This window comes from Pseudomonas sp. GL_135 (genome assembly GCF_057834665.1).
In genome coordinates this window covers 1,240,721-1,263,532 of record NZ_CM174408.1, presented here as the reverse complement: position 1 = coordinate 1,263,532, position 22,812 = coordinate 1,240,721, and the positions used below count along the sequence as shown (strand labels likewise).

Below are 22,812 nucleotides of genomic sequence, written 5' to 3'. Positions count from 1 at the left end.
GACTGCCCTTCATGTACAAACTGACCATCGATGGCCTGCATAAAAGCTACGGTGACCACGAGGTGCTCAAAGGGGTGTCGCTCAAGGCCAGCGTCGGCGACGTGATTTGCCTGATCGGCGCCAGCGGCTCGGGCAAGAGCACGTTCCTGCGCTGCATCAATTTTCTCGAGCAACCCAATGACGGCGCCATGAGCCTGGACGGCCAGCCTGTGCGCATGGTCAGCGACACCGGCGGCATGCGCGTCGCCGATCCGGCCGAGCTGCAGCGGATTCGCACGCGGCTGGCGATGGTGTTTCAGCACTTCAACCTGTGGAGCCACATGACGGTGCTGGAAAACATCACCATGGCCCCGCGCCGGGTGTTGGGCGTATCGAAGGTCGAAGCTGAGGCCCGCGCGCGCAAATACCTGGACAAGGTCGGGCTTCCCGCGCGCGTCGCCGATCAATACCCCGCATTCCTGTCCGGCGGCCAGCAGCAGCGCGTGGCCATCGCCCGCGCCCTGGCGATGGAGCCGGAAATCATGCTGTTCGACGAGCCCACTTCGGCGCTCGACCCTGAACTGGTTGGTGAGGTATTGAAGGTCATTCAAGGCCTCGCCGAAGAAGGCCGGACCATGATTCTCGTGACCCACGAAATGGGTTTCGCCCGCAAGGTCGCCAATCAAGTGGTATTCCTGCACCAGGGCCAGATCGAAGAAATGGGCCACCCGGACGACGTGCTGGGCAGCCCGAAGAGCGAGCGCTTGCAGCAGTTTCTGAGTGGAAATTTGAAATAGTCACTTGCTGTAGAGATACGGGGCTGACACCCCACTCTGGTTCAGCGCACGCGTAACCTGTGAGAGCGAGCTTGCTCGCGAAGGCATTCTGTCAGTCAGCTTCCTTGCTGCTGACCCACCGCATTCGCGAGCAAGCTCGCTCCCACAGGATTTGTCCTCACAGTCGACAACGCGGTCCAAGGGAAAAAACGAGTCACTCAAACCAATCCAAACGGACATCCCATCAAACTAATCCACCCTCCCAGCGGTCTCTGACTTAACCCCTCCCAGAGCCTGCGCATGCCAAAAGCTGTCAATTTCGCCAAGCGCTGGTTCGCCGAGCGTGGCTGGAAACCCTTTCCCTTCCAGAAAGAAGTCTGGGCCGCCGTGGCACGGGGCGAGTCGGGTCTGTTGCACGCCAGCACCGGCGCGGGCAAGACCTACTCGGTGTGGTTTGCCGCCCTCAACCAGTTCGCCCGGCCTGCACCTGAACCGACCGAGCTGAAGCCGCGCAAGCGCAAACCCGTCGCCGCGCCCCTCAGCGTGCTGTGGATTACCCCCATGCGCGCCCTCGCCGCGGACACCGCCCGGGCGCTGGAAGGTCCGTTGCAGGATTTGCAGATCCCGTGGAGCGTCGGCCTGCGCACCGGTGACACCAGCAGCAGCGAACGCGCCAGGCAGGGCCGCCGCCTGCCCTCCGCGCTGATCACCACGCCAGAGAGCCTGACGTTGCTGCTGACCCGCGCCGACGCCCAGGCGACGATGTCGACGCTGAAAATGGTCGTCGTCGACGAATGGCACGAGTTGATCGGCAACAAGCGCGGGATTCAATTGCAACTGGCGCTGGCCAGGCTGCGCCAATGGAATCCCGAGCTGGTCATCTGGGGCCTTTCCGCGACCCTCGGCAATCAAGATCACGCGCAACAGGTGCTGGTGGGCGATCACGGCACCACTGTTCACGGCAAAGTGGTCAAGGAATTGATCGTCGACACGCTCCTGCCGCCGTCCATCGAGCGCTTCCCCTGGGCCGGTCACATGGGGTTGCGCATGCTGCCTCAAGTGCTGGCCGAAGTGGACAGCAGTTCCAGTTGCCTGCTGTTCACCAATACCCGCGCGCAGTCGGAAGTCTGGTATCAGGCGCTGCTGGAAGCGCGGCCGGACTGGGCCGGGCTGATCGCGCTGCATCACGGCTCGCTGTCCCGCGAAGTCCGCGACTGGGTTGAACGCGCGCTGAAAGAAGGCCACCTGAAAGCCGTGGTCTGCACCTCCAGCCTCGACTTGGGCGTAGATTTTCTGCCGGTCGAGCGAGTGTTGCAGATCGGCTCGGCCAAGGGCGTCGCGCGGTTGATGCAGCGTGCGGGACGTTCGGGTCACGCGCCAGGCCGGCCGTCTCGGGTCACGCTGGTGCCGACCCATAGCCTGGAACTGGTCGAGGCTGCCGCGGCCCGCGACGCCGTCAACGCGCGTCTGATCGAACCCCGGGAATCACCCCACAAGCCGCTGGATGTCCTCGTACAACATCTGGTGAGCATGGCGCTCGGTGGCGGCTTTACCCCCGACGCGCTATTAGCCGAAGTTCGCACCGCATGGGCCTACCGCGATCTGACCGACGAAGAATGGGAATGGGCGCTGGCGTTCGTGCGCTATGGCGGCCTGTCGCTGACAGCGTACCCGGATTATCGTCGCGTCGAGCCGGACGAAGACGGTATCTGGCGCGTCCCTGATGCACGCCTCGCCCGCCGCCACCGCATGAGCGTGGGCACCATCGTCAGCGACGCCAGCATTAACGTGAAATATTGGAGCAAGGGCGGCGGAGGCGGATCCCTCGGCAGCGTCGAAGAAGGTTTCATCGCCCGACTGAAACCAGGAGACGGCTTTTTGTTCAGCGGCCGTTTGCTGGAACTGGTGCGCGTGGAGAACATGACCGCGTACGTGAAAAAGGCTACGGGCAAAAAAGCCGCCGTCCCACGCTGGAATGGCGGACGGATGCCGCTCTCAAACGAACTGGCCGACGCCGTTGTCGAGAAATTCGATGCGGCAGCGCGAGGTGATTTCAGCAGCCCCGAGATGCACATCGTCAGCCCGCTGCTGGAAGTGCAACGGCAATGGTCAGCGTTGCCGCGCAAGGACACGCTGCTGGCGGAAGTTCTTAAATCCCGGGAAGGCTGGCATTTGTTTCTCTACCCCTTCGCCGGGCGGCATGTGCACTTGGGGTTGGCGAGCCTGCTGGCGTGGCGGCTGAGCCGTGACACGCCGCTGACCTTCTCGATCGCTGTGAACGACTACGGCTTCGAGCTGCTCAGCGCCACCCCGATCGACTGGAATGAGCGCCTGACGACTCAGCTGTTTTCCGAAGACGAGCTGCTCGCCGATATCATCGCCAGCCTGAACGCCGGCGAACTTGCACTGCGCCGCTTTCGCGAGATTGCCCGGATCGCCGGGCTGGTGTTCTCCGGCTACCCCGGCGCTCCGAAGAGCAATCGACAACTGCAAGCCTCAAGCGGACTATTCTTCGAAGTGTTCAAACAGTACGACGCAAGCAACCTGTTGCTGACCCAGGCGCAGGAAGAAGTGCTGCGGCAAGAACTCGATGTAGCCCGGCTCGAACAGACCCTCAGCCGCATCAACAACCGGACCCTGGATTTGCACGTGATCAAACGCCCCACCCCGATGGCCTTCCCGCTGCTGGTAGAACGCATGCGCGAAAGCCTCAGCACTGAAAAACTTTCTGACCGTATCGCGCGCATGGTCAGCGACCTCGAAAAAGCCGCCGGGCCTGAGGTCATGACGTGAGGCCATATCTGTCGATTCAGCTGGCAGGTGCGGAATTGTGGTTGCTGGCAGATAAAGCGATTTATTACCCGGCAGAGCGCGCGCTGTTGATCGCCGACGCCCACTTCGGCAAGGCCGCTGCCTACCGGCGGTTGGGCCAGCCAGTGCCCCATGGCACCACGGATGCCAACCTTCAGCGCCTGGATGCTCTGCTGGCGAGCTATGACTGCGACCGGCTAATCTTTCTGGGGGATTTTTTGCACGCTCCGGAATCCCACGCGGCTGGCACCCTGGCGGCGATTCAGGCATGGCGTGACAGACACCATGACCTGGCGATCACCTTGATTCGGGGGAACCACGACAAGCGTGCAGGCGACCCGCCACCGGAGCTGCGCATGGAGGTCGTCGAGGAACCCATGTTTCTGGGGCCGTATGCGCTGCAGCACGAACCTGATCCCCACCCAGACTTTCACGTTCTGGCGGGGCATGTGCATCCGGCTTATCGACTATACGGACGAGGACGTCAGCGATTACGGCTGCCGTGCTTCTACGTGTTGCCACGGGTAAGCCTGCTGCCAGCGTTCGGCGCGTTTACGGGAGGGATGAATATTGATCGGGCTGAAAACAGCAAGATCTATGTCGTGGGGGATGGAGCGGTGTGGGAGGCGTTTTGAATGGTGAGGGAGGTGCTCCCGCCGATGCCAGGCACCGACGGGACATGAATCAGGCAACCGGCGCGGGTGGCGGCTCGTCCGGGATCGTCGGCACGCCACCTTCGTCAGGTTGAGGGTATTCGTTTGGACTGTCTGGGTCTGGCTGCCCGGGAATGCCCCCGGCGACCATGTTATCAAGATGTGGATGCGCTAACAGCGACCAAGCCAGCAACCCAACCTGATTGGGACTCGGGTCAGTTTGATTGCTGCTGGTGTTGATGTGTCTCTTCATAGGGCACTCCTGAGCGTTGGCCCCATCCGCATGGTGCGGATGGAAACAGTTCAGTCAGTAGAGTGCGGATTTCGAGACAAATTCAGTGAGTGGCAGACAAATGGCGTGATTACGTACGGGGCAGCGTCACGCCGCGTTGGCCTTGATACTTGCCACCACGGTCCTTGTAGGACACCTCGCACTCTTCGTCGGATTCCAGAAACAGCATCTGTGCAACGCCTTCGTTAGCGTAGATTTTCGCCGGCAGCGTGGTGGTGTTGGAGAACTCCAGCGTTACGTGGCCTTCCCATTCAGGCTCAAGCGGCGTTACGTTGACGATGATGCCGCAGCGGGCGTAGGTGCTCTTGCCCAGACAGATAGTCAGCACGTTGCGCGGGATGCGGAAATATTCGACGGTGCGCGCCAGTGCAAACGAGTTCGGCGGGATGATGCAGACATCGCTTTTAACGTCGACAAAACTTTTTTCATCGAAGTTTTTCGGGTCCACAGTGGCCGAATTGATGTTGGTGAAGACCTTGAATTCGTCCGCGCAACGCACGTCGTAGCCATAGCTGGAGACGCCGAAAGAGATCACTCGATCAGCGCCTTCGCCGCGCACCTGACGCTCCACGAACGGCTCGATCATGCCGTGTTCCTGCGCCATGCGGCGAATCCACTTGTCCGATTTGATGCTCATGGCGGTGTCCTGAATAGCGAGGTGAAAAAGATGTCCGGCATCTTACCGGTCGAACGCCCCGGGTTCAAAGATTGCGCACCCGGCGCATTAAAGGCGTTGAGCCACCTCAAGAAAAAATCGTAAGCAGCCCCTTTGCACATCCGAGAAAAAGGGGTAAGGTGGCTCCACTGTGTTGCTTGTGTCACTGAGAATATCTACACGATGTTGAATTTCGATCCAACCATCTCCAAGAATTTTTCCTGCTCTTTGCACTCAGTCTCGGCCAGGGCACTTCCTGAGTCGCAGTTAACTTTGTCCAAGGAGATACACCATGTCTAATCGCCAAACTGGTACCGTTAAGTGGTTCAACGATGAAAAAGGCTTCGGCTTCATCACTCCACAATCCGGTGACGACCTGTTCGTTCACTTCAAAGCTATCCAATCTGACGGCTTCAAAAGCCTGAAAGAAGGCCAACAGGTCTCTTTCATCGCTACCCGCGGTCAGAAAGGCATGCAAGCTGAAGAAGTTCAAGTTATCTAACTTGTCCTGATTCGCTTAAAAGACCCCGCCCTTAAAAGCGGGGTTTTTTTATGCCTGTCAAATAAGCATTTCCGCTCGCCCTACCGGCTCCCTCTACCTTAAATCTCATCACCGCGACATGCCGAGCATCCGGCACATCGCGTCTTCAGGCTTCTGTCTTAGCGCATCAATCGTCGCTCACGGAGATGTTCGGCATCTCTGCAGTCGCGGCTTCCTGCAGCACGATTCGTGCGCCGACATGACGCGCCAGTTCTTGATACACCATTGCAATCTGACTCTCCGGCTCGGCAATCGCCGTGGGCTTACCGCCATCGGCCTGCTCGCGAATCAGCATGGACAACGGCAGCGAGGCCAAGAGCTCAACGCCGTACTGCGTGGCCAACTTCTCCCCCCCACCTTCGCCAAACAAATGCTCGGCGTGCCCGCAGTTCGAGCAGATGTGCACGGCCATGTTCTCAACGACGCCCAGCACCGGGATGTTGACCTTGCGGAACATCTCCACGCCTTTCTTCGCGTCCAGCAACGCGAGGTCCTGCGGGGTTGTAACAATGACTGCGCCTGCAACCGGGACCTTCTGCGCGAGGGTGAGCTGGATATCGCCGGTGCCGGGCGGCATATCGATGACCAGATAATCCAGATCATTCCAGGCGGTCTGGGTCACCAGTTGCAGCAGCGCACCCGACACCATCGGCCCTCTCCAGACCATCGGTGTGTTGTCGTCGGTCAGAAAAGCCATGGACATCACTTCGATGCCATGGGCCTCGATCGGCACGAACCACTTCTGGTCCTTGATCTTCGGACGGGTGCCTTCGGCGATGCCGAACATGACGCCCTGGCTCGGGCCGTAGATATCGGCATCGAGAATGCCCACCCGCGCGCCTTCCCGGGAAAGCGCCAACGCCAGGTTGGCCGCCGTTGTGGATTTACCGACGCCACCCTTGCCCGACGCAACGGCAACGATGTTCTTCACGTTGGCCAGGCCGGGGATCTGGCCGAGGGCTTTGTGAGGGTTAATCACGGAAGTGATCTGGACGCTGGCCGATGCGACGCCATCCAGTCCTTCAATCGCCATCTGCAGCATCTGCGCCCAGCCGTTCTTGAACAGCGCGGCCGCGTAGCCCAGTTCCAGCTGGACACTCACGCGGTCGCCGTCGATCTCGATGGCGCGGACACACCCGGCGCTGACCGGGTCCTGATTCAAGTAAGGATCGGTGTACTGGCGAAGGACGGCTTCCACCGTTGCGCGATTGACAGCGCTCATGGGTGACTCCCTATAAAGACTGACTAAAACAGGCGGCCATCCTACCTTGTATGCCCGATAAAGAACGCAACGACGTTTCCTTTCAAGCACATCGGCAGATTCCGACATGCAGCGCGGGATGAAAAAAAACGCTCAGGCCTTTATAGTGGCCGACCTCCGTTTCACTTCAAGTAGCCGAGCCCAATGTCCGAGCCACGCAAGATTCTCGTCACCAGCGCCCTGCCCTATGCCAATGGTTCCATTCACCTTGGCCACATGCTCGAGTACATCCAGACCGACATGTGGGTGCGCTTTCAAAAGCACCGTGGCAATCAGTGCATTTACGTGTGCGCGGATGACGCCCATGGCTCGGCCATCATGCTGCGCGCCGAGAAAGAAGGCATCACGCCCGAGCAGTTGATCGCCAACGTGCAGGCCGAGCACAGTGCCGACTTCGCTGACTTCCTGGTGGATTTCGACAACTTCCACTCGACCCATGCCGAAGAAAATCGTGAGCTGTCGAGCGAGATCTACAAACGCCTTCGCGACGCCGGCCACATCGCCACGCGCTCCGTGACGCAATATTTCGACCCGGAAAAGAAGATGTTCCTGGCCGACCGCTTCATCAAAGGCACCTGCCCGAAATGCGGTACCGAGGATCAGTACGGCGACAACTGCGAAAAGTGCGGCGCGACCTACGCCCCGACTGATCTGAAAGATCCCAAGTCCGCGATTTCCGGTGCGACGCCGGTGCTTCGGGACTCCAAGCATTTCTTCTTCGACCTGCCCGCGTTCGACGCCATGCTGAAAAGCTGGACGCGAAGCGGCACGCTGCAGGACGCCGTGGCGAACAAAATCGCCGAATGGCTCGATTCCGGCCTGCAGCAGTGGGACATCTCCCGCGATGCGCCGTATTTCGGCTTCGAAATCCCCGACGAGCCGGGCAAATATTTCTACGTGTGGCTGGATGCTCCCATCGGCTACATGGCGAGCTTCAAGAACCTCTGTGCGCGCCGTCCGGAACTGGACTTCGATGCGTTCTGGCGCAAGGACTCGACCACCGAGCTTTACCACTTCATCGGCAAAGACATCGTCAACTTCCATGCGCTGTTCTGGCCGGCAATGCTCGAAGGTTCGGGATTCCGCAAGCCTACAGGCATCAACGTGCACGGCTACCTGACCGTCAACGGCCAGAAGATGTCGAAATCCCGCGGCACCTTCATCAAGGCACGCACGTACCTTGAGCACCTGTCGCCGGAATACCTGCGTTACTACTACGCGGCCAAACTGGGCCGTGGCGTCGACGATCTCGACCTGAACCTTGAAGACTTTGTGCAGAAGGTTAACTCTGACCTGATCGGCAAGGTGGTAAACATCGCCAGCCGTTGCGCGGGGTTCATTCAGAAAGGCAACGCAGGCTTGCTGGTGGCCGGCAATGCCGAGCCCGAATTGACCGACGCTTTTCATGCCGCAGCGCCAAGCATTGCCGATGCCTACGAGGCGCGTGACTTTGCCCGTGCGATGCGCGAAATCATGGCGCTGGCGGACCGCGCCAACGCCTGGATCGCCGACAAGGCGCCCTGGTCGCTGGCCAAGCAGGAAGGTAAACAAGACGAGGTTCAGGCGATCTGCGCCCTGGGCATCAATCTGTTCCGCCAGTTGGTGATCTTCCTCAAGCCTGTGCTGCCGAACCTGGCCGCAGACGCCGAGCAGTTCCTCAACGTTCCGCCATTGACCTGGAATGATCACCAGACGCTGTTGAGCAATCATCAGCTCAACCCGTTCCAGCCGCTGATGACCCGTATCGACCCCGTAAAAGTGGAAGCCATGACGCACGCATCGAAAGAAGACCTGGCCGCCAGCGCCACCGACACAGGTGCGGCGCCGCAGGGCAATGGCGAGCTGACGAAAGACCCGCTCTCCCCTGAGATCGACTTCGACGCCTTCGCGGCCATTGACCTGCGTGTCGCGCTGATCGAGAAAGCCGAGCACGTTGAAGGCGCCGACAAGCTGCTGCGCCTGACGCTGGACATCGGCGACGAGAAGCGCAACGTCTTCTCCGGCATCAAGAGCGCTTACCCGAACCCGGCGGAGCTGGAGGGTCGATTGACCATGATGATCGCCAACCTGAAGCCGCGGAAAATGCGTTTTGGTATTTCCGAAGGCATGGTGATGGCCGCAGGTCCTGGCGGTGAAGAAATTTACCTGCTGAGCCCTGACAGCGGCGCCATCCCCGGTCAGCGCATCAAGTAACCCGACCCCAACCGTCACATTCTGCACGTTATCGACGGCCCGCCCGGGTCGTCGATCTGGTCCAAGCATGAGCCTGATTCAGCGCATCGACGCCCTGCTGCCGCAAACCCAATGCGGAAAGTGTGGCCATCCAGGCTGCCAACCCTACGCCGAAGGCATTGCGAGCGGCGAAGCCATCAACAAGTGTCCACCCGGTGGCGACGAGACCATCGCGGCACTGGCTCGACTGCTGAACGTGCCGGTGCTGCAACTGGACATCGAACGGGGCATCGCGCCGGCGCAGGTTGCGTTTATTCGAGAGGCCGAGTGCATCGGTTGCACCAAATGCATCCAGGCCTGTCCCGTGGACGCGATCGTCGGCGCTGCCAAACTGATGCACACCGTCATCATTGAGGAATGCACCGGATGCGACCTGTGCGTTGCGCCCTGTCCGGTCGACTGCATCGACATGCTGCCGCTGCCGACGACCTCAGTGCCGTTTATTGGTGATTGCGCGATGGATGAAGCGCAACAACTAGTCAGAGCCGTCAAACGCGGTCGGGCACGGCAACGCTTTGACGCGCGCTCGGCTCGCCTGCAGCGCGATGAACAGCGACGCCAGGTCGAGCGCCAGACTCGCCAGTTGCGATCTGCCACCCCCACTGTTATCCAGCCAGACCCGGCGCAGGCCGCACTGGCGCGGCTTCGTTCCAGCCCTTCCACTGGCGGTGACGCGGCGTTGAAACGGGCCCGCGCCCAAGTCGCGATGAGCAGAGCCCAATTGCTGAAATCGTTGAAGGCCTTTGGTCACCCGCCGATTGCCGAACAAGCCGCACAACTCGTGCAGTTGCAGCGCGGCCTCGACGAGGCAGAGCATGCGCTCGCCCAGTTGCAGGAACTGGCGCTCTCGGCACCGTCTTCTCAGGAAACGCCTACCCCATGAACGCCGTCAAACGCCTTGAGATCTTTCGTCGCCTGCACGAAGACAATCCCGATCCAAAAACGGAACTGGCCTACACCACGCCATTCGAGCTCCTGATCGCCGTGATTCTCTCGGCGCAAGCCACAGATGTCAGCGTCAACAAGGCTACGGCGCGTCTCTACCCCGTCGCCAATACGCCTCAGGCGATTTACGCGTTGGGTGTCGAGGGTTTGTCTGCATATATCAGGACCATTGGCCTTTACAACAGCAAGGCGCGAAACGTGATCGAAACGTGCCGTCTGCTGATTGAACGGCACGGAGGGGAAGTGCCGCAAAACCGAGAGGCCCTTGAAGCACTGCCCGGCGTAGGCCGCAAGACCGCCAACGTCGTCTTGAACACGGCGTTTCGCCAGTTGGCAATGGCGGTCGACACGCATATCTTCCGGGTCAGCAACCGCACCGGCATCGCGCCCGGGAAGAATGTGGTGGAAGTTGAAAACAAACTGATGAAATTCGTGCCCAGGGATTACCTCATGGATGCGCATCACTGGCTGATCCTTCACGGACGTTATGTGTGTGTTGCGCGCAAGCCCAGGTGTGGCAGTTGCAGAATCGAGGACCTTTGCGAGTACAAGGCCAAGACCTCTGACGATTGAACGATAGCGTCTCCGGGCTTTGATCGATTAAAAAAATCTTTTTTACCCAAGCGAGGTTTGTCGCTATAAGAGGCGCCAACGACTGTTCACGCCTGAGGCTGCATCATGAGCGATGAAAAAGACACCATCGAAGTCGACGACGACTTCGTGATCGAAGAGCCGGAGGAAGTCCCAGCCGTACCGGTAGAGACCGCCAAGACCAATCTTGGCAAGCGCCGCACCATCGATAACCTGCTCGAAGAGCGTCGGTTGCAGAGGCAGCTTGCAGACTACGATTTCGATTTCTGACTGTGCCTCGCCACGCTTGCCTGAAGGCCTCTCCTGCTGAGAGGCTGGGCAAAAAAATCAAGCCGATAACGCACCTCAATACGACAAGGTTCCACGGCCATCAAACCAGCCCGTTACGTTGCGCGAGCTCGATGAGGTCCACCAGCGAATGCGCATTGAGCTTGAGCAACAGACGCGTTTTGTAGGTGCTGACGGTCTTGTTGCTTAGAAACATGCCGTCGGCAATCTCCTTGTTGGTCTTGCCACGGGCCAACTGCTGCAACACCATCATTTCCCTTCCCGATAAACGATCCACCATCTCCGCCTCGCTGGCATTGCCGAGACTGGAGCGCACCGTATGCAGTGCCTGGTTGGGGAAATAACTGTAACCGGACAACACGGCCTTGATGGCGCTGAGCAATTCGGTCAGATCCTGCTGCTTGCAGACATACCCCGCCGCACCTGCCTGCATGCAGCGCATTGAAAAATGCCCTGGCGCTTGAGAGGTAAGGATCAGCACTTTGAAGGCCAGCGTCATGGCCGACAATCGGGCGATGACCTCCAGACCGTCGAGCTTGGGGATGCCGATGTCCAGAATGACAATGTCCGGCAGGTGCTCCCGCGCCAGTTGTAACGCATCCACGCCGTTGTCCGTCTCGGCAATGACTTCGTAGCCATGGCGTTCCATCAACATGCGCACGGCGAGCCTAATGACAGGGTGATCATCCACGATCAACACTTTATTCATGAGCAGTCCATTCTTCGCTGTTCGAATTTTCAGAGCCCGCACAATAGCTTAGTCGTTTAGTGCTTTGCATGGCGCTCCTCCCTGCAGATCAGCAGGCAAAGACCTTTCTCACTCAACCAACAGAAAAATCCTACAAAACCTGCCCTATCCGCACTATTTTTAACGATGGTCAATCCAGTCTCGGTACGTGACCGCATAATGTCCAAGACCGCAAGTGATAATTTTTGAAGCCTGAATTCGCTGAGCATTTATCGCTATATAAATGGCGGTTGATGCGTCGAGTTGTCCTAAGGTCTATCGACGACCTGCTGGCGCCGCCGCCCGGTTTGAACAGGCGCAAACCCATGGCTTACCGTGACGCTCGCGATAACAGGTTCCTCTTTAACATTTTGCCTCGGGCCCATGGCGTACAACTCTTTACCCCGAGCGTTATGGCCTCAGCATATGCCCATCTGCCCGGGGTGCCAGCAAACAAAAATCATAAAATATTGCAGGCCATGAACAGCCTTGGCGAACGTACACACCTCGTTAAATGACAGACGGGTGCTTGACGAGTTTGATTACATATTAAAAGCTCGAAAGGACCTACGACGCGTTCAGAAATTTCCGAACAACCAGGATTAACTTTCAACCCGTCACTCCGTGCTCACGGGATCAGGAATGGGACAAAGTTACGCCACTTAACCGTCGCCGGTTCAGTACCACTTAGCAAACAGCGATTGCATTACACCACGCCTTTGGAACAACGGGGCTGCCCCGCCTCTCACGTAATACTATTCAGCCCACAACTTCCAGCACCCTCAAGCCATTCCAGAAAAATACTACATAACTAACGGATTATTATTACCGCCGAGAAAATTACGTTAAGCGCTTAAAAAGCAAACCAGAGATTTTTAAGATTTTTACTTGCCAAATCTATTACCAGTCGTTACTTTTTGATGAGCGAAAGGTTCAATCCGCCGTTAATTAGTGGCACTTATCACGATATAAAATTATTGCGCATATAAAGGCTGATGCTTCATTAGGCAGAAGGCCGGGCGCAGGCCACTCATCGGCATGAATAAGCCATTCAGTATTTAAACGCTGTTAAGCATGAACGTCCCGGCAGTAAAGGCTGTTTAGTTGATATGTTCAAAGGAACCTACCATGACCAAGAAAATAAAATACTCCATTGGCGCAAGCAGTGACCCTATCAAACTGGCGGAGGCGGTTGAGCAGTACGTTTCCCAGGGCGGCGTGATCAACGTCATCGCAGAAGGTGAGTCACGGGAGAGCGAGGCATCCAGACAAACCCGGGAGGCCGACCCGGAGGCGGAACTGTGCACCAAGGTCGATCTGCTCAAGGGGCTTGTGGCCAAGGGAGCCGGGGTTGCCGCGTTGCAGTACTCGCTGCGCATGAACCAGAAGGACATCAAGCGCCTGGCGAGCGAGAACGGCCTGAAGATCCGCTATTGCCAACCTGTTCGCCGGTCACGTACGTCTCGGCAAAGAGAGCCCGCCACGATAAACGATGCTACTGCCGGACATGCCATGCATTACTCGGCTTTGGGCTATACCGTTCCGGAAATCGCTCAACTATTGGGCGTCGGGATACGCGATATCTGGGACATCGGCAAAGCCTATCGTTTTGAGTTTCGAACAACTTCCCAGGGGGAAATGGCTGAGAAAATCATCGACGACGAGACCGATTTACCAACATGACTCAGGCGTAATGGAAAGCGAGAGGGCGTATTTCACCGTCCGTAAGCGCGGCAAATAATCGGCCGAAGTAGGGATCAGGAAGGTTTGCAGGTGAACCACCAACGACACACGGGTGGACGCTTAATGAGTGCAGCCCCGAAACAAGGGCTGCACTCCAGTCACGACAGCGATCAGAACAACTTGCGGCCCTTGTTCGCCGCAATACGCATGCGCAGCGCGTTGAGCTTGATGAAGCCAGCAGCGTCTGCCTGGTTATACGCGCCGCCGTCTTCTTCGAACGTCGCGATGTTGGCATCGAACAGCGACTCGTCGGACTTGCGACCGGTCACGATTACATTGCCCTTATAAAGCTTCAAGCGCACGACGCCATTCACGTGGGCCTGCGACGCATCGATCATTTGCTGCAGCATCAGACGCTCAGGGCTCCACCAGTAACCGGTGTAGATCAGGCTGGCGTACTTGGGCATCAGCTCGTCTTTCAGGTGAGCGACTTCGCGGTCCAGGGTGATCGATTCGATCGCACGGTGACCACGCAGCATGATAGTGCCGCCCGGGGTCTCGTAGCAGCCGCGGGATTTCATACCGACGTAGCGGTTTTCGACGATGTCCAGACGACCGATGCCGTGCTCGCCGCCAATGCGGTTCAAGGTGGCGAGTACGGTGGCCGGAGTCATTTCAACGCCGTCCAGTGCCACGATGTCGCCGTTGCGGTAGGTCAGTTCCAGGTACTGCGGCTTGTCCGGCGCGTTTTCCGGCGACACTGTCCACCGCCACATGTCTTCTTCGTGCTCGGTCCAGGTGTCTTCCAGCACGCCACCCTCATAAGAGATGTGCAGCAGGTTGGCGTCCATGGAGTACGGTGATTTTTTCTTGCCGTGACGCTCGATCGGGATGGCGTGCTTCTCGGCGTAGTCCATCAGCTTCTCGCGGGACAGCAGGTCCCACTCACGCCATGGCGCAATGACTTTCACACCAGGCTTGAGCGCATAAGCACCCAGCTCGAAGCGGACCTGGTCGTTGCCTTTGCCGGTGGCGCCGTGAGAAATGGCGTCAGCGCCAGTTTCGTTGGCGATTTCGATGAGGCGCTTGGCGATCAGGGGACGCGCGATGGAAGTACCCAGCAGGTACTCGCCTTCGTAGACGGTGTTGGCGCGGAACATCGGGAACACGAAATCACGCACGAATTCTTCGCGCAGGTCGTCGATGTAGATTTCCTTGACGCCCATGGCTTGCGCCTTGGCGCGTGCTGGCTCGACTTCTTCGCCCTGACCCAGGTCAGCGGTGAAGGTCACCACCTCGCAGTTGTACGTATCTTGCAGCCACTTGAGGATTACCGAAGTATCCAGGCCACCGGAATACGCGAGAACTACCTTGTTTACGTCCGCCATGCCATCACTCCAACGCGTTGTACGGAAAACCGACGAGTCTACCGATCACGCGCGGGAATTTACAGTGTCGCGACAGCTTCTGACGGCAAAGCGACAGATTCTGTCAGTCAGACGACTTTACCGCCCTTGGTCAAGAGGCCTTGGCGGGGGCCGCACTTGCCGCTGTAACAGGCGCAGCGCCAGGGGTTGGGGTTGCGGCAGGCGCAGGCACCGGGGCCGGTATCGGAGCAGGTGCAGCAGCCGGCGGCACGGCTGGAGTCTGCTGCGCCACACGCTCCAGGTGGATATTCACTCGGCGGTTGCGCGCGCGGTTGGCGTTGTTGGTGTTAGGCGCCAGCGGGTACTGCTCGCCGTGGAAGCGCAAGGTGATCTGTTCTTCCGGGATGCCCTGGGCTTTAAGGTAGTCCATGACCGACAGCGCACGGCGCCGCGACAGATCGCGGTTGGTCAACCGGTTGCCGCTGTTATCGGAGTGACCGTCCAGTTCGACGTGATTGACCGTCGGATCGGCTTTCATATAAGCCAGCACGGTGTCCAGCTTGCGCTTGGCGGAGGCATCCAACTCGATGCCGCCGCCGGGGAAGCCGATCTCGGATTGCCGCACCTGTTCGAAATTCATCGGCAACAGCTTCGCCGTACACACTTGAAAATCGCCGTAGGCCTTGCTGAATTTGACCGGCAGCAGACGGACTTCCATGGCGCCCCCGCCATCACGCAGTGAGTGACGAATCACCGGACTGCGCCCTTCCATCAGGCCCGCGATCAACCGCGTGGCCTGGGCCTGATTGGTATTGAAAGGAATCTCGCCGCTGCTGACTTTTACCGCGCCAAGATTGAGATCGCTGCGCCCCGGCTGCCACGGCGCCGCCGCGGCAATCAACATGGCCGACCCGGATGCCAGACTGTAGCCATTTGCTTTCAAGCGAAACGTCGGCTGTTCGCCCGCGCGCCGCACGAACTCGCCCGCACCGAAATCGGCGATAGGTTGAGTCAGTCTGCATTCGAACTGATCGCCTTCCACCTTCCACTCAATATTCTCCAGACGCGTCTGGAAAGTGAGCGCCATGGCCGGCAGGCTGGCAAACGCGCTGAGCAGGGCTAGATATCGCTGGCGCACGGGAGGCTCCACTAAATTCACGTGTAACAAGATTTATGACTTACACGTGGCTATCGGTAACTTCCCGCAAAACTTGATAGCGAGTGCCTGGAGGAGTCTTTTCCGGTAGCATTCCCAGCGAGTTTGACCCGCCTGGAATCCCCAATGTCCGAACGCCTGACCCTCCTGCGCCCCGACGACTGGCACATCCATCTTCGAGATGGCGCTGTTTTGCCTCACACCGTCGCCGACGTAGCGCGCACTTTTGGCCGCGCGATCATCATGCCGAACCTCGTGCCGCCGGTACGCAACGCAGAGCAAGCAGACGCCTATCGTCAGCGCATCCTCGCCGCGCGCCCGCAAGGCAGCCGTTTCGAGCCGCTGATGGTGCTTTACCTCACCGACCTGACGCAGCCCGAAGAAATTCGCGCCGCGAAGGCCAGTGGTTTCGTCTACGCCGCCAAGTTGTACCCGGCAGGCGCCACCACTAATTCCGATTCGGGCGTGACCAGCGTCGACAAGATATTCCCGGTGCTTGAGGCGATGGCCGAAGTGGGCATGCCGCTGCTCATCCACGGCGAAGTGACCCGCGGCGACATCGACGTGTTCGACCGCGAAAAGATTTTTATCGACGAGCACATGCGTCGTGTCGTCGAGCGTTTTCCGACGCTGAAAGTGGTGTTCGAACACATCACTACCGCAGACGCCGTGCAGTTCGTCAATGAAGCGTCGGCCAATGTGGGCGCAACCATCACTGCCCACCATTTGCTGTACAACCGCAACCATATGCTGGTGGGCGGCATTCGCCCTCACTTCTACTGCCTGCCGATTCTCAAGCGCAATACCCACCAGGTCGCCCTGCTGGATGCCGCCACCAGCGGCAACAGCAAGTTCTTCCTCGGCACGGACTCCGCGCCCCATGCGCAGCACGCGAAAGAAGCGGCGTGCGGTTGCGCCGGCTGCTATACCGCGTTTGCCGCCATCGAGCTTTACGCCGAGGCATTTGAATCACGCAATGCGCTGGACAAGCTGGAAGGTTTTGCCAGTCTGCACGGCCCGGCGTTCTATGGCCTGCCGACCAATACCGACACTATTACCCTGGTTCGTGACGAGTGGACGGCCCCCGCCAGCCTGCCGTTTGGCGAGCTTTCTGTCATCCCGCTGCGCGCCGGTGAAAGACTGCGCTGGCGTCTGCTGGAGCAACACGCGTGAGTGAAGAACATTATGAAGACGAGCAAGAAGGCTCCGGTGGCGGTACAGGGTCCCGGCACCCGATGGCTGCCCGTTTTCGCGGTTACCTGCCTGTGGTCGTTGACGTAGAAACAGGCGGATTCAACTGCGCCACCGATGCGTTGCTGGAAATCGCAGCCACGACCATTGGCATGGACGAGAAAGGCTTTGTCTTTCCGGACCACACGTATTTCTTCCGTGTTGAGCCCTTCGAAGGCGCCAATGTTGAAGCGGCGGCGCTGGAGTTCACCGGCATCAAACTGGATCACCCGCTGCGCATGGCCGTGAGTGAAGAAACGGCGCTGACGGACATCTTCCGCGGCATCCGCAAGGCACTGAAGGCCAACGGCTGCAAGCGCGCCATTCTGGTCGGTCACAATGCCAGCTTCGACCTCGGCTTTCTCAACGCAGCGGTTGCGCGACTGGACATGAAGCGCAATCCGTTCCACCCGTTCTCCAGCTTCGACACCGCGACGCTGGCGGGCCTGGCGTACGGTCAGACTGTTTTGGCCAAAGCCTGCCAGTCGGCGGACATTGATTTCGACGGTCGCGAGGCCCATTCGGCCCGTTACGACACCGAGAAAACCGCCGAGCTGTTCTGCGGCATCGTCAACCGCTGGAAAGAAATGGGCGGCTGGCACGACTTCAACGACTGAGTCGATGTTGCTGTGCAATGAATGAATGAACCGGCCTAAGTGGCCGGTTTTTTTATGGGACGGAGATCGAAAGGCAGTGATCGGCTCAAACTCCGTCAGTGCCCGGACTGGCCCCTTCCCGGCTAAAGCCGGTCCCAGTAAAAGCAGCGCGTGCATTCAGCGGGAACGGCTACAGGTGACGCGGAGCGTCACAGGATGCATGCCCACGCAGAGCGCGGGAACGATCAAACGACGTTCAGCGTCCCGACTGGCCCCTTCCCGGCTGAAGCCGGTCCCACTAAAAAGCACGTCGCGTACGACCCGTTGGATCGGCTTCAGCCGGGAAGCTCTTGTACTGCTTCTGATCTGCTCTTGATCTTCTTACGCAAAAGGCTCAGTCACCGCAGAACGCGACTTGGGTGCAGGCTGAACGCAGGTCTCGCGGAGTGGGTCGAGCCGCATGGATGCGGCGAGAGCGCCGTCAGGACATGGATGTCCGTTCGGCGCGGGCCCACGGAGCGAGACCGGAGTGAAGGCATTCCGACGAAGGAGGAACCCAACCAGGAGCAGGGCCTTTTTGGTTACTTTTTCTGGGCCGGCAATCCGGGCTCTTGGAAAAAGTGACCCGCCGTAAGGGCGGAACCATAATCAGCACCACCGCCGAAAATGGATATACACACAAACCTCCTACGCCTGAAACCCACCTAACCACTCATCGACAGTCACATAAAAAAGCCTGAGTAGTTTTGACAAGCATTCTCATTAACATTAGTATCCCTCGCATTGAGCCAATCACTCAGCGACGGTTTCTTATATGTATGTCTGCCTCTGCCAAGGTGTTACCGACGGACAAATCCGTGAAGCAATCATGGAAGGATGCTGCAGCTATCGTGACGTCCGCGAGACTCTGGGTGTCGCCAGCAAGTGTGGGAAATGTGCCTGCCTGGCGAAGGAAGTGGTGCGTGAAACCCTCACCGAGCTGCAAACCAGCCATGCCGCCCTCGCCTATCCCGCAGAATTTTCAGCTGCCTGAATAACCGCTTTCAAACAAAACCGGACAGTGTCCGGTTTTTTTATGCCTTTAATTCAATCGCTTAGCAACAAGATGCGGAACACAAACATTCTTATTCCTATTTATTTTCACTTATTATTCAATAACTTAGGTTTGACAGAGTTATAGAGGGGGCTCAGACTTGCCGCCTGTATTACCTATACCTTCGACAGGACCCGATCATGAAAGGCGACATCACAGTCATCCAGCATCTCAACAAGATCCTCGGTAACGAGCTGGTCGCGATCAATCAATACTTCCTGCATGCGCGCATGTATGAGGACTGGGGCCTGAACAAGTTGGGCAAACACGAGTACCACGAATCCATCGACGAGATGAAACACGCTGACAAACTGATCAAGCGCATCCTGTTTCTGGAAGGCCTCCCGAACCTCCAGGACCTGGGCAAGATCCTGATCGGCGAACACACCAAGGAAATGCTCGAGTGTGACCTGCGCATCGAGCGCAAGGGCCACGCCGACCTTAAAGCCGCGATCGCGCACTGCGAAACCGTGGGTGACTTCGGCAGCCGCGAGATGCTGGAAGACATTCTGGAATCGGAAGAAGAACACATCGACTGGCTGGAAACCCAGCTGGGCCTGATCGACAAGGTCGGCATCGAGAACTACCTGCAATCGCAGATGGGCGAAGAGGGCTGATTCCAGCCCCTAACACCGCCCAATAAAAAGCCCCGCGTCTCGGCAGAGAGCGGGGCTTTTTTACGACCGCCGAAAATCAGGCAGTGGCGTTTTTCGCAACAGCGGCTTTCACCAGTTCCTGCAGGGAACCGTCAGCCTGCATTTCAGTGATGATGTCGCTACCGCCGACCAGCTCACCACCGACCCACAGCTGCGGGAAAGTCGGCCAGTTGGCGTACTTCGGCAGGTTGGCGCGGATTTCCGGGTTCTGCAGGATATCGACGTACGCGAACTTTTCGCCACACGCCATCAGTGCCTGAGAAGCCTTGGCCGAGAAGCCGCACTGCGGGGCATTCGGAGCGCCTTTCATGTAGAGCAGAACGGTGTTGCTGGCAATCTGGTCTTTAATCGTTTCGATAATATCCATGGAGCACCTCGGCTAAACTTTACGACTGTATGTGTCGACACGGTGGCGCATTCTAAACGATTCCCGAGCATAACGCTCGGTCTTGGCCTTGAACGCCCCAATGACCGTTATGCCGCCGCAACCGTAACCGGCACCCCGTTCAACACCGCGTTCCCGGAAATCCCGTCCAGCGCCCGCTCGTCAGTCAGGTCATTCGCGCTCTCACCGGGCTGGGCCGTCGCGATGTCCATCTTCACGCCCGGACGACCGTGGCCCCAGCCATGGGGGAGGCTGACGACCCCACGCATCATGTCGACGCTGCCCATGACTTCGACCTCGATTACGCCGACCCGCGAGCTGACCCTGACCCGCTGACCGTCCATCAACCCTCGGCTGAGCAAGTCGTCGGGGTGCATCAACAACTGATGCCGCGGCTTGCCCTTCACCAAGCGATGGAAGTTGTGCATCCATGAATTATTGCTGCGCACATGACGCCTGCCGATGAGCATGAGGCCATCGGCCTGCGCCTCAGGCTGCGCGGCAAAACGGGCCAGGTCTGCCAGAATAACTGGCGGCGCGGCCTGCACCCTGTGGTTCACGGTCTTCAGCCGCGCAGCGAGGTTGGGCTTGAGCGGCCCGAGGTCCAGACCATGGGGATACTGCGCCAGCGTCTCCAGCGACAGCTTCAGCGGGGACGCATCACCGTACAACCCGGCGCGCAAACCGCGATCGACCATCTGCGCCGGCGGCATCGTCGGTTTGAGGTCGCGGCCGGTTTTCAGCGCAAACGCCTGGGCGAGGCCGACAAAGATTTCCCAGTCGTGCAGCGCGCCCTCGGGTTTGGCGAGGATCGCGCGGTTGAAACGGGTAACGTTGCGCACGGCGAACATATTGAACGTAGTGTCGTAGTGGTCGTTTTCCAGCGCGGACGTCGACGGCAGGATGAGGTCCGCGTGCCGCGTGGTCTCGTTGATGTACAAGTCGACGCTGACCATGAATTCCAGCCCCTCGAGCGCAGTGTCGAGCTGACGCCCGTTAGGCGTCGACAGTACCGGGTTGCCCGCGACCGTAATCAGCGCCTTGATCTGCCCCTCCCCCGGGGTCAGCATTTCTTCGGCCAGCGCAGAAACCGGCAGCTCGCCGCCGTACTCCGGCAGTTGCGAGACGCGGCTCTGCCAGCGATTGAAGCTGCCGCCGGAGGTCGACGCCACCAAGTCCAGCGCCGGCTCGGTACACAGCGCACCGCCTGCACGGTCCAGATTGCCGGTGACCAGATTGATCAGTTGCACCAGCCAGTGGCATAGCGTCCCGAACGCCTGGGTGGAAATACCCATACGCCCGTAACACACACCGCTTTTGGCAGCGGCAAAGTCCCGCGCGAGCTGCCTGATTTGCTCGGCAGGCACCCCGCATCGAGGACTCATGGCGTCGGCGTTCATCTCGCTGACGGCCGCGCGAACGTCCTCCAGGCCATCAACGGCAAGATGGCTTTCGCGGGTCAGGCCTTCGGCAAACAGGGTGTGCAGCAAGCCGAACAGGAACGCCGCATCGCCCCCGGGACGGATGAACAGGTGCTGATCGGCAATAGCGGCGGTCTCGCTGCGGCGCGGATCGACCACGACGACTTTACCGCCGCGGGCCTGAATCGCTTTCAGACGCTTCTCGACATCCGGCACGGTCATGATGCTGCCGTTGGACGCCAGTGGATTGCCGCCGAGGATGAGCATGAAATCGGTGTGGTCAATGTCGGCGATGGGCAGCAGCAGGCCGTGGCCGTACATCAAATGACTCGTCAGGTGGTGCGGCAGTTGGTCCACGGACGTTGCGGAATAGCGGTTACGGGTTTTCAGCAGCCCGAGAAAATAATTGCTGTGGGTCATCAGCCCATAGTTATGCACGCTGGGATTGCCTTGATACACCGCCACCGCGTTCTGCCCGTGACGCGCCTGAATGTCGGCCAGGCGCTCTGCGACCAGGTCAAACGCATCCTGCCACTTGATCGGCTGCCAGTCGTTGCCAATGCGCTGCATGGGCTGGCGAAGGCGATCGGGGTCGTTCTGGATATCCTGCAGCGCGACGGCCTTGGGACAGATATGCCCGCGACTGAACGTGTCCTGCGCATCGCCCTTGATTGAGGTGATCAGGAGGGTGGCATCGTCCTGCAGGGTGGTTTCGAGGGTGAGGCCGCAAATCGCCTCGCACAGGTGACAGGCACGGTGGTGCAGAGTCTTGGTCATCGCCAGCCTCAAGTTTTTATAGGGCGATCAACCTGATCGCGGGTACAAAACTATGGGACTTGTGGGGGTGATGCGCCAGAAATGTCAGTGCCGTGAATCGGGCGGCATCAGGCGAGCCGATAGCTCACCTGATAGAAGGAACGTTGCTCAGGAAGCAGAGCCACCGATGGGCGTGACGACCTTGCGCTGCATCTGCACTTCATGAACCGTTTCGATCTGCTCTTGAGACACCTGAATGCCGGTGAGTTCGCCGATCAGCCGCCAGTGTTCGTCGAGTCCGGCGCTGATGGTTGCCATACGATCGATCATCCGGCGTCCCGCAGAGCGCGTGACCTCGTCTTCGCTGCGCATCAGCTCGAACGACATCGACGTCATGGACGCCGTGAGGTGCGTAAGGGTTCGAGCGGTCAGCCCGAGCAGTTCCGTCAGTTGTTGCTCTTTTGAATCCATTCCCCACCTCTTCTGGAGGACATAAGCGGCCTTTATAACCCACGCCGATGGTTTAAGAAACGTCCGGGTTTCCGCGGCGTGAAGCATGTCGCATAAGGCTGCACAGTGGTTTGCGACTATTACAGATCAGACAGCAGTTGCGGGGACGCCAAAAGGCGTCACAAGCGGCCAGCCTTATCGGGACTAATGCGATGGCGAATGGCCTGCGCAGAAACATGACTGTAGCACTTCGTTACATGAAAAGCGT

General features: G+C 58.9%; 22 protein-coding genes. 13 read left to right on the top strand and 9 right to left on the bottom strand.

Annotated features, from left to right (window positions below):
- Positions 1-11: 11 nt before the first annotated feature.
- From AC3ISG_RS05715 to pdeM, 3 genes are all read left to right on the top strand, one after another.
- The gene (locus AC3ISG_RS05715; protein ID WP_065992575.1) at positions 12-776 is read left to right on the top strand and encodes an ABC transporter ATP-binding protein; all 765 of its coding nucleotides are present in this window, start codon (positions 12-14) and stop codon (positions 774-776) included.
- Positions 777-1,055: 279 nt separating this feature from the next.
- Complete coding sequence (locus AC3ISG_RS05710) at positions 1,056-3,548, top strand: ligase-associated DNA damage response DEXH box helicase (RefSeq protein WP_122536118.1); 2,493 nt, start codon at positions 1,056-1,058, stop codon at positions 3,546-3,548.
- Entirely contained in the window at positions 3,545-4,201 is a 657-nt protein-coding gene (pdeM, locus tag AC3ISG_RS05705; protein WP_489298700.1) for a ligase-associated DNA damage response endonuclease PdeM, read from the top strand. The genes AC3ISG_RS05710 and pdeM overlap by 4 nt, the downstream gene beginning before the upstream one ends.
- Before the next feature lie 49 nt (positions 4,202-4,250).
- Here the strand turns inward: pdeM and AC3ISG_RS05700 are convergent, their stop codons facing one another.
- A complete protein-coding gene (locus tag AC3ISG_RS05700) occupies positions 4,251-4,472 on the bottom strand; it encodes a hypothetical protein (protein WP_122536116.1) in 222 nt (73 codons plus the stop codon).
- 109 nt (positions 4,473-4,581) lie between these two features.
- On the bottom strand, positions 4,582-5,148 hold the full coding sequence (dcd, locus tag AC3ISG_RS05695) for a dCTP deaminase (protein WP_074889011.1): 567 nt from the start codon (positions 5,146-5,148) through the stop codon (positions 4,582-4,584).
- 310 nt (positions 5,149-5,458) lie between these two features.
- Here dcd and AC3ISG_RS05690 point away from each other — a divergent pair, with 310 nt between their 5' ends.
- Positions 5,459-5,668, top strand: coding sequence for a cold-shock protein (locus tag AC3ISG_RS05690; RefSeq protein WP_002554837.1), 210 nt, complete (start codon positions 5,459-5,461; stop codon positions 5,666-5,668).
- A gap of 166 nt (positions 5,669-5,834) precedes the next feature.
- On the opposite strand, the gene apbC is transcribed toward AC3ISG_RS05690, so the two are convergent.
- Positions 5,835-6,929 (bottom strand): iron-sulfur cluster carrier protein ApbC, encoded by a 1,095-nt coding sequence (gene apbC / locus AC3ISG_RS05685; RefSeq protein ID WP_122622329.1) that lies wholly within the window; start codon positions 6,927-6,929, stop codon positions 5,835-5,837.
- Between the two features lie 183 nt (positions 6,930-7,112).
- Between apbC and metG the strand changes: the two genes are divergently transcribed.
- From metG to AC3ISG_RS05665, 4 genes are all read left to right on the top strand, one after another.
- Complete coding sequence (gene metG, locus AC3ISG_RS05680) at positions 7,113-9,161, top strand: methionine--tRNA ligase (protein ID WP_122622330.1); 2,049 nt, start codon at positions 7,113-7,115, stop codon at positions 9,159-9,161.
- Between the two features lie 67 nt (positions 9,162-9,228).
- On the top strand, positions 9,229-10,083 hold the full coding sequence (rsxB, locus tag AC3ISG_RS05675) for an electron transport complex subunit RsxB (RefSeq protein ID WP_122536113.1): 855 nt from the start codon (positions 9,229-9,231) through the stop codon (positions 10,081-10,083).
- Positions 10,080-10,718 carry an endonuclease III gene (gene nth / locus AC3ISG_RS05670; RefSeq protein ID WP_122622331.1) on the top strand — a complete coding sequence of 213 codons (639 nt, stop codon included), beginning with the start codon at positions 10,080-10,082 and terminating at the stop codon, positions 10,716-10,718. The genes rsxB and nth overlap by 4 nt, the downstream gene beginning before the upstream one ends.
- A 105-nt stretch (positions 10,719-10,823) precedes the next feature.
- Positions 10,824-11,006: a PA3496 family putative envelope integrity protein gene (locus AC3ISG_RS05665; protein WP_122536111.1), complete on the top strand. Its 183-nt coding sequence runs from the start codon at positions 10,824-10,826 to the stop codon at positions 11,004-11,006.
- Positions 11,007-11,106: 100 nt separating this feature from the next.
- On the opposite strand, the gene AC3ISG_RS05660 is transcribed toward AC3ISG_RS05665, so the two are convergent.
- On the bottom strand, positions 11,107-11,733 hold the full coding sequence (locus AC3ISG_RS05660; RefSeq protein WP_037012286.1) for a response regulator transcription factor: 627 nt from the start codon (positions 11,731-11,733) through the stop codon (positions 11,107-11,109).
- 1,146 nt (positions 11,734-12,879) lie between these two features.
- Here AC3ISG_RS05660 and AC3ISG_RS05655 point away from each other — a divergent pair.
- Positions 12,880-13,434, top strand: a complete 555-nt coding sequence (locus AC3ISG_RS05655; RefSeq protein WP_489298699.1) for a hypothetical protein — start codon at positions 12,880-12,882, stop codon at positions 13,432-13,434.
- 170 nt (positions 13,435-13,604) lie between these two features.
- Here the strand turns inward: AC3ISG_RS05655 and AC3ISG_RS05650 are convergent, their stop codons facing one another.
- Positions 13,605-14,822, bottom strand: a complete 1,218-nt coding sequence (locus tag AC3ISG_RS05650; RefSeq protein ID WP_065992560.1) for an argininosuccinate synthase — start codon at positions 14,820-14,822, stop codon at positions 13,605-13,607.
- A 130-nt stretch (positions 14,823-14,952) separates the two neighbouring features.
- Positions 14,953-15,939 (bottom strand): flagellar protein MotY, encoded by a 987-nt coding sequence (locus tag AC3ISG_RS05645; protein ID WP_272630794.1) that lies wholly within the window; start codon positions 15,937-15,939, stop codon positions 14,953-14,955.
- A 144-nt stretch (positions 15,940-16,083) separates the two neighbouring features.
- On the opposite strand from AC3ISG_RS05645, the gene pyrC reads away from it, so the two are divergent.
- From pyrC to bfr, 4 genes are all read left to right on the top strand, one after another.
- Positions 16,084-17,130 (top strand): dihydroorotase, encoded by a 1,047-nt coding sequence (gene pyrC, locus AC3ISG_RS05640; protein ID WP_489298698.1) that lies wholly within the window; start codon positions 16,084-16,086, stop codon positions 17,128-17,130.
- A complete protein-coding gene (rnt, locus tag AC3ISG_RS05635) occupies positions 17,127-17,804 on the top strand; it encodes a ribonuclease T (protein WP_122536107.1) in 678 nt (225 codons plus the stop codon). The genes pyrC and rnt overlap by 4 nt, the downstream gene beginning before the upstream one ends.
- Positions 17,805-18,597: 793 nt before the next feature.
- Entirely contained in the window at positions 18,598-18,816 is a 219-nt protein-coding gene (locus AC3ISG_RS05630) for a bacterioferritin-associated ferredoxin (RefSeq protein ID WP_065992556.1), read from the top strand.
- 200 nt (positions 18,817-19,016) lie between these two features.
- Entirely contained in the window at positions 19,017-19,493 is a 477-nt protein-coding gene (bfr, locus tag AC3ISG_RS05625) for a bacterioferritin (protein ID WP_037012292.1), read from the top strand.
- 76 nt (positions 19,494-19,569) lie between these two features.
- On the opposite strand, the gene grxD is transcribed toward bfr, so the two are convergent.
- From grxD to AC3ISG_RS05610, 3 genes are all read right to left on the bottom strand, one after another.
- Positions 19,570-19,899 carry a Grx4 family monothiol glutaredoxin gene (grxD, locus tag AC3ISG_RS05620; protein WP_074888979.1) on the bottom strand — a complete coding sequence of 110 codons (330 nt, stop codon included), beginning with the start codon at positions 19,897-19,899 and terminating at the stop codon, positions 19,570-19,572.
- Between the two features lie 107 nt (positions 19,900-20,006).
- On the bottom strand, positions 20,007-22,115 hold the full coding sequence (locus tag AC3ISG_RS05615) for a molybdopterin oxidoreductase family protein (RefSeq protein WP_489298697.1): 2,109 nt from the start codon (positions 22,113-22,115) through the stop codon (positions 20,007-20,009).
- A gap of 147 nt (positions 22,116-22,262) precedes the next feature.
- The gene (locus AC3ISG_RS05610; protein ID WP_065992547.1) at positions 22,263-22,565 is read right to left on the bottom strand and encodes a hypothetical protein; all 303 of its coding nucleotides are present in this window, start codon (positions 22,563-22,565) and stop codon (positions 22,263-22,265) included.
- Between the last annotated feature and the right edge of the window lie 247 nt (positions 22,566-22,812).